The sequence below is a fragment of the Nonomuraea gerenzanensis genome, assembly GCF_020215645.1.
GTDB lineage: Bacteria > Actinomycetota > Actinomycetes > Streptosporangiales > Streptosporangiaceae > Nonomuraea > Nonomuraea gerenzanensis.
This window is the reverse complement of sequence record NZ_CP084058.1, coordinates 3,656,646-3,668,516: the sequence shown is the minus strand read 5'-3', so window position 1 is coordinate 3,668,516 and position 11,871 is coordinate 3,656,646. Positions and strand designations below refer to the sequence as shown.

The following is an 11,871-nucleotide window of genomic DNA, read 5'->3' as shown; positions in this document are numbered from 1 at the left end:
ATGAGTCAGAGTCACGATTCAGGGTCACGATGGGGCTAGTTGCCCGCCGGCTGCTCCAGGTAGGCCTTGGCCAGAGCCAGCGCGCCCGCCATCGCTTCCTTCTCGGGCATCAGCGTCACCTTGGGCGAGTCGGTCGCCTCGCCCTCGGGCCGCTGGTGCCCGGAGTAGTCGACGACGATCACGTACGAGCCCTCGCGGACGGTGACGGAGCCGCTGGAGGCGGAGACCTCCCCGCTCCTGCTCTTCACGAACTGCTGGAACGCCTGGTCGCCCAGCCCCTTGACCTCGCTCACCGCGCCGAAGCTGATACTGCCGATGGCGGACTCCGCGGTGGTCTTGGTACGGCCGTACACGCTGGCGTAGTACGCCTTGGCCGCGGGCTCGTCCACCTCGCCCGCCCGGTTCGTGAACCGGTGCACGGTGATCAGCGCGCTGCGGATCTTCGTCACGCCGGGGCCGCCGGACAGCTCCCGGTTGAGCCAGCGGCACTCGGTCTGGTCGTCGTCGCCGACCGAGGTGCCGCGCGCGCGGGTCGTCGGCTCGGGCACGAGCCGGGTGGCCGCCTCCGTCACGGCCTGGCAGTCCGCCGGGAAGGAGGCCAGCACGGTGGGCGAGGGCGTCGCACTGGTGGTCGGCGAGACCGTGGCCGCCGCCGTCGGCTCCGCCTTGACCAGGACGCCGGGGTGCTTCGCCTGCCAGTCCGCCAGCCCCTTGGCGAAGTGCGCGACCAGCCCGCTCACCTCGCGGATGGCGTTCTCCTCGGTGACCGCCTGCATGGTCTGGTTCGACAGGATCTGCGCGTCCTTGCGCTGCTGGCCCGCCTGGAACCTGACCTTGACCATCATGTCGCCCACGCGGGCGTACGCGGTGCCGTAGGCGTACCAGAGCAGCTTGCCGCTGCGGCGCCAGGTGTACTGGGCGAACGCCGCGTCGCCGACGCCCGGGACGTCCTTGACCGGGGAGACGTACTGCTTCTCGTCGGGGTCGAGCGACGGCTTGGCCGTCTCGCCGTACCTGCCGCCGCGGTACTCCATCTCGTACGAGGTCTGCGCCATCGCGCGGCCGGTCTTGGCGCGCTCGCCCTTGTGCTGCTCGACCTTGACGTCGATCTCCCTGCTGCGCCAGAACTCGCCGAACGAGATGCGCTGGTTGATCCAGTTGCAACCGAAGTTGACCGTGTAGTCGCCGTCCCGGGACGAGGTGGCCACGGCGGCGCCGGGCACGAGCCGCTCGGCCTCCTCCTTGGGCAGCATGGCGCACAGGTCGGGGGGCGCCGCGGCGGTGGCGGGCTGCTTGGCAGGCGAGGAGGAGGCGGTGCCGGTGGGGGCCGAGCCGCCGGAGAGCCTGCCGTACAGGAAGTAGGCCCCCACGCCGCCCGCCGCGACGAGCACGACGAGGGCGGCGGCCAGCGTGGGCATGAGCCAGGCGGGGCGCCGCGGCGGCGGGGGCTGCGGCATGGGAGGCATGGTCGGTGGCATTCCCGGGGGCATTCCCGGTGGCATCCCCGGCGGCATGCCGGCAGGCGGCATGCCCTGCTGCCTTCCCGGCGGCATGCCCTGCGGCATCGGCGGCCTGCCCGGTGGTTCGTACTGCCTGCCTGGCACCTGCTGAGGGGCGAAGGGCGGCTCGTACTCGCTACCGGGGTTCACTGGGACTCCTGGGGTTGCCCTGACTTGCGGGGAGACATGGTAGTCACACCCCTTGCAAGGTGCTTACAGTGTCTCTGGCCGTAAGGTCTCATTTCGCCAGCGCCGCCATGATCAGTCGGGCCGCGGCCACGGCCGTCTTCTGGTCGGTGATCGCGCCGGCCGGCTCACCGCCGGGCGCGGTGTCGACGTCCACGTCCTCGCGGTGCCAGATCACCTCGCCGAGCAGGTTGCTCGTGCGGAAGAGCAGGATGCTGTCGGCGATGCCGCTCTCGTTGGAGTTCTCGTAGAACCTGAACCCGTTCTGCGCGATCGCCACCTCGCCGACGCCGGTGATCTCGCGGATCTTCCCGTACGCCTGCCGCCGCGTCACGCCCTCGGCGGCGGCGCGGGTGCTCCTCTCGCTGTCGAAGCGGCGCTGCGCCACCCGCGGGCCGTCGAGGTCGGCGGTGGGCTGCTCGGCCCAGACGCGGACGAGGAGGCTGCGGGCCGGGTACATGCCCTCGCGGATGAGCCACCGGCACTCCCCCGGCCTGGTGAGGCTGCGCTCCGGGCTGCCCCGCACCAGCTCGGCGGCCTGGGCGTCGGTCAGCAGGGCGCACGGGTCGGGCGCGGTGGCGTACCTGCCGGTCTCCTGCTCGCCGAGCGCGGCGGCGGCGTACCAGCCGCCCGCGCCCAGCGCGACGACGGCGGCGAGCACGCCGGGCAGCAGCCACCACCGGCGCCGCCGCTCCGCAGGGCGGGGAGCGGCGCCCTGGCCCGCCAGCCCGCTCAGCGCCTGGCGGACCTGGGCCGCCGTGGGACGCGCGGCGGGGTCCTTGGCGAGCATGGCCATCAGCAGGCGGCCCAGCTCGTGCCCGGCCCTGGTGGGGAACGGCGGCTCGTGCAGCAGCACCGCCGCCGCGACGGCGGCGGGCAGCGCCCGCTCGAACGGCGCGCGCCCCTCCACCGCCGTGTACAGGCTCGCGCCCAGCGACCACAGGTCGGCGGACGGGCCGGACGGCTGCTCGTTGAGCCGCTCGGGAGCCATGTAGCCGGGCGAGCCGGCGCTGCCGAACATGTCGCCCCTGCCGCCCATCGGCGCGGCGATGCCGAAGTCGGTGAGCATCGCCGTGCCGTCGGCGTCCAGCAGGATGTTGGCGGGCTTGACGTCCTGGTGCAGCAGGCTATGGGCGTGGGCCACCTCCAGCGCCGACAGCACGCGCAGCCCGACCGCGGCCACGAAGCCGGGCGGCAGCGGCCCCCGCTCCTTGATCACCTTGTCGAGCGAGCGGCCGGTGGTCAGGTCCATGATGATCCACGGCCGGCCGCCGTCGAGGACCACGTCGTGCACGAGCACGATGGCCGGGTCGCGCAGCCGTCCGGCGGACCTGGCCTCGTGCATGGCGCGGTCGGCGAACTCCGCCCGCTCGCGCGGGTCGAGCCCCTCGGGGATGCGCACCTGCTTGACCGCGACCTGCCGGTCGAGCATCTCGTCGATCGCCCGCCACACGGTGCCGGCGCCGCCCTGTCCGAGCCGCTCGATCAGCCGGTAGCGGCCCGCCAGCAGGTAGAGGTCACCTGGCATCGCGCAACGCCTGCTCGCTCGCCTGCGCGGCTTTCAGGGCCGCCTGCTTGATGTCCTCGTCGGTCGGCTTGTCGGAGAGAGTGGTGTACTCGACGCTGACGACCAGGTTGGCCAGCCGGTAGTAGACGTGGGCCGAGACCATGCGGCCCGTCGGGCCCTTCAGCTCGAAGCCGAACGCCTCCTCGCCGACGCCCGTGAGCGGGCGCACCGGCGTGCGCGCCGCCCGCATCGACTTGCTCACGCCGATCTCGGGCCAGGTCCAGTCGACGGAGTCGTACTTGGCCCAGTAGCGCTGCTGGTTGCGGAAGAGCGCGCGGGCCGAGGTCTCGGTCATGGACCAGGGGTCCACGGTGTCGGAGTCGCGCTGCACCTGCAGGCCCACGCCGGTGCCCTGCAGCGGCCAGCCGCACTTGGGGCCGATCTCGTCGGAGTCCGGCGTGCCCTTCGGCGGCTGCTGCGTACGCAACAGCCTGCCGACCTCCTGCTGGCCGAGGAGCGTGCAGACGTCCAGCGGCACGGTGAAGGCGCCGGCGCCGCCACCGCCGTCGCGGTCCAGCAGCACGAACCCCGTCGCGCCCGCCCCCGCGACCAGCACCGCCGCCGCGGCGGTCCACAGCGCCACCCTGCCGCGCCGCTTGACCGGCGCGGTCACCTCGGCGTTGACGGGCAGCCGCGGCGCGGGACGGCCGGCCGCGACCTGCCGCAACACCTCGACGGCCACGCGCGGGTCGGGGCGGGCGGCGGGCTGGTAGGCCATCATGGCGGTCACCACCGGCCCGAGCGGGCCCTCCAGCGGGGGCAGCGGCTCCATCAGCGTGGCACGGATGCGCTGGGCCGCCGAGCCGTCGTAGGCGGGCGTGCCCTTCAGCGCCATGTGCAGCGTGGCGCCGAGCGACCACAGGTCGCTGGCCGGGCCGCCGGGCTGGCCCTCCAGCCGCTCGGGCGCGATGAACCCGGGCGAGCCGATCGTCAGTCCCTGCTCGGTGATCGTGGCCTGGCCCTCCTGCCTGGCGATGCCGAAGTCGGTGAGCACCACCCGGCCGCTCTCGGTCAGGAACACGTTGCCCGGCTTGACGTCGCGGTGCTGCATGCCCTGGGCGTGCGCCACCATCAGCGCCTCCAGCACGTCGGCGCCGATCCTGGCGGCGTACTCGGGCGGCATGGGCCCGAACTCGCGCACGGTCTCGGCCAGCGTGCGGCCGCGCAGCAGCTCCATCACCAGCCAGGGCCGCTCCTGCTCGACGACCACGTCGTGCAGCGCCACGATGCCGGGGTGGCGCAGCCGGGCCATGGCCTGCGCCTCGCGCACGGCCCTCGTCACCAGGTCGTGCCGCTCCCTGTCGGACATGCCCTCGGGCAGCGTCAGCTCCTTGACCGCGACATCGCGGTGGAGCATCTCGTCCCTGGCCAGCCATACTTTCCCCATGCCGCCCGCGCCCAGCGGACGAAGCAGGGAGTAACGGCCGGAAAGTCTTCCCGCGGACATAAAGGGAAGGGTAACTAAGGATCAAGAGGGGTGCTTACTCGTTCCTGTCGGTCCCTCTCTCTATGGTCTTGGTTCGTGGATCCGGTTCAAGGCACTCTCGACGAGCTCGGCACGCCGCTGAGCGAAGTCACGTTCGTCGTGTTCGACCTCGAGACGACCGGCGGCGCGCCCGCCGAGGACGCCATCACCGAGATCGGCGCGGTCAAGGTGCGGGCGGGCGAGGTGCTCGGCGAGTTCTCGACGCTGGTCGATCCCGGGGGGCCGATCCCGCCGTTCATCTCGGTGCTGACCGGCATCACCGACGCGATGGTGCTGGCCGCGCCCAAGATCGAGTCGGTGCTGCCGAGCTTCCTGGAGTTCATCAGGGGGTCCACGCTGGTGGCGCACAACGCCGGCTTCGACACCCGCTTCATCAAGGCCGCGTGCGCCGCGCTCGGCTATCCCCCGCCGGCCAACCCGGTCGTCGACACCGTCGATCTGGCCCGGCGGGTGCTGACCCGCGACGAGACGCCCAACGCCAAGCTGGCGACGCTGGCCAGGTTCTTCCGCAGCCCCGTCGAGCCGTGCCACCGTGCCCTCCAGGACGCCAGGGCGACCGTCGACGTGCTGCACGGGCTGATCGAGCGGGCCGGCTCCTTCCAGGTGCACACGCTGGAGGAGCTGAAGTCGTTCGTCCGCGCCCCCACGCCCGAGCAGCAGCGCAAGCGCCACCTCGCCGAGTCGGTGCCGCACGCGCCGGGCGTCTACCTGTTCGAGGACGAGCGCGGCGAGGTCCTCTACATCGGCAAGAGCACCAACCTGCGCAACCGCGTGCGCTCCTACTTCACCGCCGGCGAGACCCGCCCCCGCATCCGCGAGATGATCGGCATCGCCGAGCGGGTGCGCCACATCGTCTGCTCGACCGCGCTGGAGGCGGAGGTCCGCGAGCTGCGCCTGATCGGCGGCGCCAAGCCGCGCTACAACCGGCGCTCGCGCTTCCCGGAGAAGATGTTGTGGCTCAAGCTCACCACCGACGTCTTCCCTCGGCTGTCGATCGTGCGCGACCTCAAGGACGACGGCGCCACCTACCTCGGCCCCTTCACCAGCGCCCGCCAGGCCGACGACGCCCGCATCGCCCTGCACGAGGCCGTCCCGCTGCGCCAGTGCACGCAGCCGGTCACGCTGCGCACCAGGCGGGCGGCGTGCGTGCTGCACGAGATGGGCCGCTGCGGCGCGCCCTGCGAGGGCAGGCAGAGCCCCGAGGAGTACGCCGTGCACGTCGAGAGCGCCCGCCGCGCCATGACCCTCGACGCCTCCCCCGTCTTCAGCGCGGTCTCGGCCCGCATGGAGCGCCTGTCGGTCGAGCAGCGCTACGAGGAGGCCTCCGTCGACCGCGACCGGCTGGCCTCGTTCGTCCGTACGGCCGCGCGCATGCAGCGGCTCAGCGCCATCACCCGCATCCCGGAGCTGGTGGCCGCCAGCCCGGCGTTCGGCGGCGGGTGGGACATCCACGTGGTCCGCTACGGCCGCCTCGCCGCGGCCGGCGTCATGCCCAAGGGCACCCACCCGACCCCGTTCGTCGCCTCGCTCAAGGCCACCGCCGAGGTCGTCATCCCGGGCCCGGGCCCCGTGCACGCGGCCAGCGCCGAGGAGACGGAGTGCATCCTGCGCTGGCTGGAGTCGCCGGGGGTGCGGCTGGTGGAGCTGGACGGCGAGTGGAGTCTCCCGGCCCACGGTGCGGGCCGCCACAAGGCTCGCATTGACCTCGCTTACCGGCATCTCGACCAACGCCGCCCTCGGGAGGGGCGACCTTTGAGGTGAAACGATACAGTTGATACATGGTCACGGCTATCGTCCACATCAACGCAGAGGTAGACCGGATCCCGGAGGTCGCCCAGACGATCGCCGAGATCGAGGGGGTCAGCGAGGTCTACTCCATCACCGGCGAGTACGACCTGCTGGCCATGGTGCGGGTCGCGGCTTACGAGGAGATCGCCGAGGTGGTGCCGGGGCGGATCAACAAGGTCGCCGGGGTGCTGCACACGGAGACGCACATCGCCTTCCGTGCTTACTCCAAGCACGACCTGGACGCGGCCTTCTCGATCGGCTTCCCCGAGGCCGACTGACCGCCTCCCGGGCCGGTCCCCGGCCCGCTCGGGGCACGCGCGCGTCGCGCCTCCGGGCCGCTGGACGCCGCGCCGACCGGCCCCGCCGAGCGGCGCAGGGCCCGCGCACGGAACCGCGAGCCACCGCACACCAGCACCCACCCCCACCCCACCAACGCCGACGGGCCCGGACGAGAGTTCTCTCGTCCGGGCCCGTGCGGTTGTGGCGGCAGATTCAGTGCGTGATGCTGCGGTCCTCGCCGCCGCCACTGCCGATGGCGGCGTGCTCGTCCTCGTCGTGCCCATGCCCGTCGTCCATGGGGATCTTCTCCCCGCCGTACGCCTTGGACATGCGCCCGCGCAGCTTCCCGATCGGCCCGCGCATGCCCTTGGGCGGGATGCCCGAGCTGTCCTCGTCCACCGGCAGCATCGGCACCGGCTCCTTGCCGCGCATGTGAGCCTCGATGTCGTCCGACGGCGGCGTGTGGACCTCGATGAACTCACCGTGCGGCAGCCGCTTGATCACGCCGGACTCCACACCGTGCGAGATGATCGCCTGGTCGGAGCGCTGCAGGCCGAGGCAGATGCGGTAGGTGATCAGGTAGGCCAGGATCGGCCCGACGAAGATCAGCACGCGACCGGCGTAGGTCGTGTGGTTCAGGCTCACGTGGAAGTTCGCCGCGATCTCGTCGTTCGCGCCGAGCAGCCACAGCACGCCGTAGAACGTCATCGCCGAGATGCCGATCGAGGTGCGGTGCGGGTTGTTGCGCGGCCGGTCGGCGACGTGGTGCTCGCGGTTGTCGCCGGTGATCCACCGTTCGAGGAACGGGTACAGCGCCAGACCGGTCATGATGATGCCCATCGGCACCAGCGCCGGGATGATGACGCTCAACGGCAGCGTGCCCGCGTGGGCCGTGCCGAAGAGGTTGATCTCCCACGGTGGCATGATGCGCAGCGCGCCTTCGAGGAAGCCCATGTAGAAGTCGGGCTGCGAGCCCGCCGAGACGTCCGCCGGCGTGTACGGGCCGAACAGCCAGATCGGGTTGATCTGGGTGAACGTCGCCAGACCGCTGACCACGCCCAGCGTGAACAGGAAGTACGCGCCGGCCTTGAGCATGAAGGCCGGGTAGAACGGCGCACCCACGACGTTCTGGTTCGTACGTCCCTTGCCCGGCATCTGCGTGTGCTTCTGCACCCACATGAGCACCATGTGCGCCGAGATCAGCGCCAGGAGGATGCCCGGGATGAGCAGGATGTGCAGCGAGTAGAACCGGGAGATGACATCCTCACCCGGATACTCCCCGCCGAACAGGAAGAACGTGATGTACGTGCCGACCAGCGGCAGCGAGATCGCCACGCCCTCGGTGATCCGCAGACCGGCGCCGGAGAGCAGGTCGTCGGGCAGGGAGTAGCCGGTCAGGCCCTCGGCCAGCGCCAGCGTCAGCAGCAGCACGCCGATGATCCAGTTGATCTCGCGCGGCTTGCGGTAGGCGCCGGTGAAGAACACGCGCAGCGCGTGGACCATCATGCCGGCCACGAAGAGCAGGGCCGCCCAGTGGTGCATCTGCCGGATGAGCAGACCACCCCGGACGTCGAAGCTGATCTCCAGCGACGACGCGTAGGCCTCGGACATCATGACGCCCCTGAGCGGCGCGTACGAGCCGTCGTAGGCGACCTCCATCATGCTGGGCTTGAACCAGAACGTCAGGAACGTACCGGTCAGCAGCAGGATGACGAAGGAGTAGAGCGCGATCTCACCCAGCAGGAACGACCAGTGGTCAGGGAAGATCTTGCGCAGGTTGCGCTTGAGGAAGTTGGCGCCGCCGAGGCGCTCGTCGAGGAAGTTCGACGGCCCGGCGATGGCCTTCGGCGCGGCCTTCAGCTCACTCATGCCTGGCCTCCCTTCTCCCTTGCCGCGGCCTCCGCGTCACCACGCTCCCAGTAGCTGGGACCGACGGGCACCTCGAAGTCGCCCTGGGCGATGAGGAAACCCTCGGCGTCGACGCTGATCGGCAGCTGCGGCAGCGGCCGGGCGGCCGGGCCGAAGATGACCTTGGCGCCGTCGGCGGCGTCGAACGTCGACTGGTGGCACGGGCAGAGGATGTGATGCGTGTTCTGCTCGTACAGGGCCGCGGGGCAGCCCACATGGGTGCAGATCTTGGAGTACGCGACGATGCCGTCGTGCGTCCAGTTCAGCCTGGTGCCGCCCTTGATCTCTTCCGGACGGAACTTGATCAGGATCAGCGTGGCCTTGGCGAGGGCGTTCAGGTCGTGCTCGTAGCCCTCGGGGACGACCGACAGGATGCCGCCGGGCGAGTTGAAGTCGGCGGCCCTGATGGGCTGGCCGGTGCCCTCGACGACGAGCCTGAGCGGCTTGCCCTCCTTGGTCTTCTCGCCCCACACCGTGTGCCGCAGCTGGTCGTTGAACCTCGCGCCCGGCATCCGGTTGTTGTCGAGGTCGCGCAGCAGCACCAGCGGCACCAGGCCGAGCGGCGCCGCCGCCAGCAGCAGCGTGCGGCGCAGCAGCTTGTGCTTGACGAAGCCGCTCTCGTTGGCGCCACGCAGGAAGGTGTCCGCGACGACGTCGCGGTCCGCCTCCTCCGAGGCCATCGTGTGGCGCTCCTGGATCAGGGAGTACTTCGGCATGATCTGGCGGACCCAGATCACGATGCCGACCGCCAGCCCCAGGATCGCGATCGTGAGCGTGCTGCCGAGCGCCAGGTTGGAGGTGCCCGTCGCCTCTGGGCTGCCGACCTGGAAGTACACGTAGGAGATGATGAACGCGATGGCCGCGAGGAACGTGATCGTGAAGCACAGCGCCACGATCTTCTCGGCCTTACGTGCCTTGGCCGGGTCCTGCAGCGTCACGCCGGGGACATCCTGGTCGGCTTCGGCCGATTCCGCCGTGCCGAGCATCGAGGTGCCCGGTGCGGGGGTGCCGATGACGCGCTTGGGCACGCGCTCATCCGGCTGCTCGATCTCGTGCTCGTTGTCTGTCATGACTTCTGTCGCTTCTTCGCGGTGATCCAGATGGCGGCGAGGCAGAGGGCGGCGATGCCCACCACGAACGCTACGAGACCTTCGGTGACCGGGCCAATACGCCCGAGGGCGAAACCTCCCGGGTCCCTCTGCTCGCGAACCTGGGTGATGTAGGCGATCATGCTGCGCTTCTCTTCAGGCGTGATCGTCGTGTCGTTGAAGACCGGCATGGCCTGCGGACCGGTGACCATGGCCTCGTAGATCTGCGTCGGCGTCGCCTCGTTGAGGTTGGGCGCGTACTTGCCCTGCGTCAGCGCACCACCGGCGCCGACCCAGTTGTGGCACTGGATGCAGTTGGCGCGGAACAGCTCGCCACCCTTGCCGGCGTCACCGAGCTTGGGGTCGACGTGCTCCGCGGGCGGAACCTGCGGGCCGCCGCCGAGCGACTGCACGTAGGCCGAGATCTGGCGGATCGCCGTCTCGTTGACCCAGGGCGCGAGCGGCTTGCGCGGCGCCTGCGGGCCGGGCGCGCCGGCCGGCATGCGGCCGGTGCTCATCTGGAAGTCGACGGCCGCGGCGCCGACGCCGATGAGCGTGGGCGCCGTCTGGGTGCCCTGCGCGTTGGTGCCGTGGCAGCTCATGCAGTGCGCTTCGAACAGGCTCCTGCCCTCGGCCACGTCATCGACCTTGCCTGTCGCCAATGCCGCGTCGGCAGGCTTACCCGCCTGGACAAAGGCGGCGTATACCATCCCGACCAGCGCCAACGCCAAAATCAGGACGGCGTATCTCGCGAGGGGATGCCGCCGCCAAGCGGTGATCCTAGTCACAGAGATCCCGTTCCTTAACGAATGATGTAGATGGTCGCGAAAAGACCGATCCAGACGACGTCTACGAAGTGCCAGTAGTAGGACACGACGATCGCGCTGGTGGCCTGCTCATGCGTGAAGCGCTTCGCGGCGTACGTGCGTCCCAGCATGAACAGGAACGCGATCAGGCCACCGGTCACGTGCAGGCCGTGGAAGCCCGTCGTCAGGTAGAACACCGAGGTGTAGGCGTTAGCGGACAAGGTCGCGCCCTCTGACGCCAGCTCCATGTACTCGTACAGCTGACCGGCGACGAAGACGGCGCCCATCAGGAAGCTGACGATGTACCAGAAGCGGAGCTTGCCGACCTGCCCCTTCTCTGCGGCCCACACGCCCAGCTGGCACGTCACACTCGACAGAACCAGGATGATCGTGTTGACCGTCGCGAACGGGATGTTCAGGTGAGCGACTCCCTCTGCGGCCTGCGTGCCCGCAGGAAGCAGCGCCGGGCCCCATTCGAGGCCCTTGCCCTCGCTCACCGACCGGATGGTGAAGTACATCGCGAACAGCGCCGCGAAGAACATGAGCTCAGAGGACAGCCAGACGATCGTGCCCACACTGACCAGATTCGGTCTGCGGTACGACTGTGCTGTCGTCGTCGAAGTTATTGCGGATGCTGTCGCCACGGGCAGCATTATTGCGGCTCCGGTGGTCGGTCCGGCGCACGACCCCCCGTTAGCAGGTACAAACCGGTAGCCAACCTGGGATAATTGCCACATAACACCCACCAGGCATGGTGCCCTGGGTATGCATCCCGGCACACCGGTACGATCCCAGGTGACCATACCGCTTCGACTGATAGTGAGCGCGACCGATGTCCACTGGGAGCACCGACGAGAAGATGAAGGTCCTCGTCTACAGCGACGACGCCGCCACCCGGGCCGAGGTGAGCCAGGCCATCGGCAGGCGCCCCGCGGCCGACGTACCCCTCGTGGAGATCGTGGAGTGCGCCACCGAGCCCAAGGTCCACCAGTGGCTGGGGTCGGGTGAGATCGACGTGGCGATCCTCGACGGCGAGACGCAGCCGGCGGGCGGCATGGGGATCTCCCGCCAGGCCAAGGACGAGGTCTACGACTGCCCGCCCATCTGCCTGATCATCGCCAGGCGCGACGACCGCTGGCTGGCCGAGTGGTCCAAGGCCGACGCGGTCGTGTCGCAGCCCCTGGAGCCCATGGTCCTGGCCGACACCGTGGCCGACCTGATGCGCCGCCGTAACTCCACCCGTCTCAACGCCAAGTAGGTGCCC

The 11,871-nt window shown here is 70.3% G+C and carries 10 protein-coding genes; 3 read left to right on the top strand and 7 right to left on the bottom strand.

Features of this window, described 5'->3' with window-relative positions:
• Positions 1 to 35: 35 nt before the first annotated feature.
• The 3 genes from LCN96_RS17625 to LCN96_RS17615 form a co-directional block, all read right to left on the bottom strand.
• Entirely contained in the window at positions 36 to 1,457 is a 1,422-nt protein-coding gene (locus LCN96_RS17625; RefSeq protein WP_225273771.1) for a hypothetical protein, read from the bottom strand.
• A gap of 280 nt (positions 1,458 to 1,737) precedes the next feature.
• A complete protein-coding gene (locus LCN96_RS17620; protein ID WP_225273769.1) occupies positions 1,738 to 3,213 on the bottom strand; it encodes a serine/threonine-protein kinase in 1,476 nt (491 codons plus the stop codon).
• Positions 3,203 to 4,699, bottom strand: coding sequence for a serine/threonine-protein kinase (locus LCN96_RS17615; protein ID WP_225273768.1), 1,497 nt, complete (start codon positions 4,697 to 4,699; stop codon positions 3,203 to 3,205). Before LCN96_RS17615 ends, LCN96_RS17620 begins: the two co-directional genes overlap by 11 nt.
• A gap of 75 nt (positions 4,700 to 4,774) precedes the next feature.
• Here LCN96_RS17615 and LCN96_RS17610 point away from each other — a divergent pair, with 75 nt between their 5' ends.
• The gene (locus LCN96_RS17610) at positions 4,775 to 6,499 is read left to right on the top strand and encodes a DEDD exonuclease domain-containing protein (RefSeq protein ID WP_225273766.1); all 1,725 of its coding nucleotides are present in this window, start codon (positions 4,775 to 4,777) and stop codon (positions 6,497 to 6,499) included.
• Between the two features lie 17 nt (positions 6,500 to 6,516).
• Positions 6,517 to 6,804 carry an Lrp/AsnC family transcriptional regulator gene (locus LCN96_RS17605; RefSeq protein WP_043638385.1) on the top strand — a complete coding sequence of 96 codons (288 nt, stop codon included), beginning with the start codon at positions 6,517 to 6,519 and terminating at the stop codon, positions 6,802 to 6,804.
• Positions 6,805 to 7,018: 214 nt separating this feature from the next.
• On the opposite strand, the gene qcrB is transcribed toward LCN96_RS17605, so the two are convergent.
• Genes qcrB through ctaE form a run of 4 tightly spaced genes read right to left on the bottom strand, consistent with a single transcriptional unit; the run spans position 7,019 to position 11,260 of the window.
• Entirely contained in the window at positions 7,019 to 8,674 is a 1,656-nt protein-coding gene (qcrB, locus tag LCN96_RS17600) for a cytochrome bc1 complex cytochrome b subunit (protein WP_225273765.1), read from the bottom strand.
• A complete protein-coding gene (gene qcrA / locus LCN96_RS17595; RefSeq protein ID WP_225273764.1) occupies positions 8,671 to 9,783 on the bottom strand; it encodes a cytochrome bc1 complex Rieske iron-sulfur subunit in 1,113 nt (370 codons plus the stop codon). The genes qcrB and qcrA overlap by 4 nt, the downstream gene beginning before the upstream one ends.
• Positions 9,780 to 10,589, bottom strand: coding sequence for a cytochrome bc1 complex diheme cytochrome c subunit (qcrC, locus tag LCN96_RS17590; RefSeq protein ID WP_225273763.1), 810 nt, complete (start codon positions 10,587 to 10,589; stop codon positions 9,780 to 9,782). Before qcrC ends, qcrA begins: the two co-directional genes overlap by 4 nt.
• 14 nt (positions 10,590 to 10,603) lie before the next feature.
• Entirely contained in the window at positions 10,604 to 11,260 is a 657-nt protein-coding gene (gene ctaE, locus LCN96_RS17585) for an aa3-type cytochrome oxidase subunit III (protein ID WP_311132314.1), read from the bottom strand.
• Between the two features lie 179 nt (positions 11,261 to 11,439).
• On the opposite strand from ctaE, the gene LCN96_RS17580 reads away from it, so the two are divergent.
• Entirely contained in the window at positions 11,440 to 11,865 is a 426-nt protein-coding gene (locus tag LCN96_RS17580; protein WP_225273759.1) for a response regulator, read from the top strand.
• Positions 11,866 to 11,871 lie beyond the last annotated feature (6 nt).

Bases quoted from the DNA above. Each gene is read 5' to 3' on its own strand.
- LCN96_RS17625 (WP_225273771.1), bottom strand. From the start codon at position 1,457: ATGCCGCAGCCCCCGCCGCCGCGGCGCCCCGCCTGGCTCATGCCCACG.
- LCN96_RS17620 (WP_225273769.1), bottom strand. From the start codon at position 3,213: ATGCCAGGTGACCTCTACCTGCTGGCGGGCCGCTACCGGCTGATCGAG.
- LCN96_RS17615 (WP_225273768.1), bottom strand. From the start codon at position 4,699: ATGTCCGCGGGAAGACTTTCCGGCCGTTACTCCCTGCTTCGTCCGCTG.
- LCN96_RS17605 (WP_043638385.1), top strand. From the start codon at position 6,517: ATGGTCACGGCTATCGTCCACATCAACGCAGAGGTAGACCGGATCCCG.
- qcrB (WP_225273765.1), bottom strand. From the start codon at position 8,674: ATGAGTGAGCTGAAGGCCGCGCCGAAGGCCATCGCCGGGCCGTCGAAC.
- qcrA (WP_225273764.1), bottom strand. From the start codon at position 9,783: ATGACAGACAACGAGCACGAGATCGAGCAGCCGGATGAGCGCGTGCCC.
- ctaE (WP_311132314.1), bottom strand. From the start codon at position 11,260: ATGCTGCCCGTGGCGACAGCATCCGCAATAACTTCGACGACGACAGCA.
- LCN96_RS17580 (WP_225273759.1), top strand. From the start codon at position 11,440: ATGTCCACTGGGAGCACCGACGAGAAGATGAAGGTCCTCGTCTACAGC.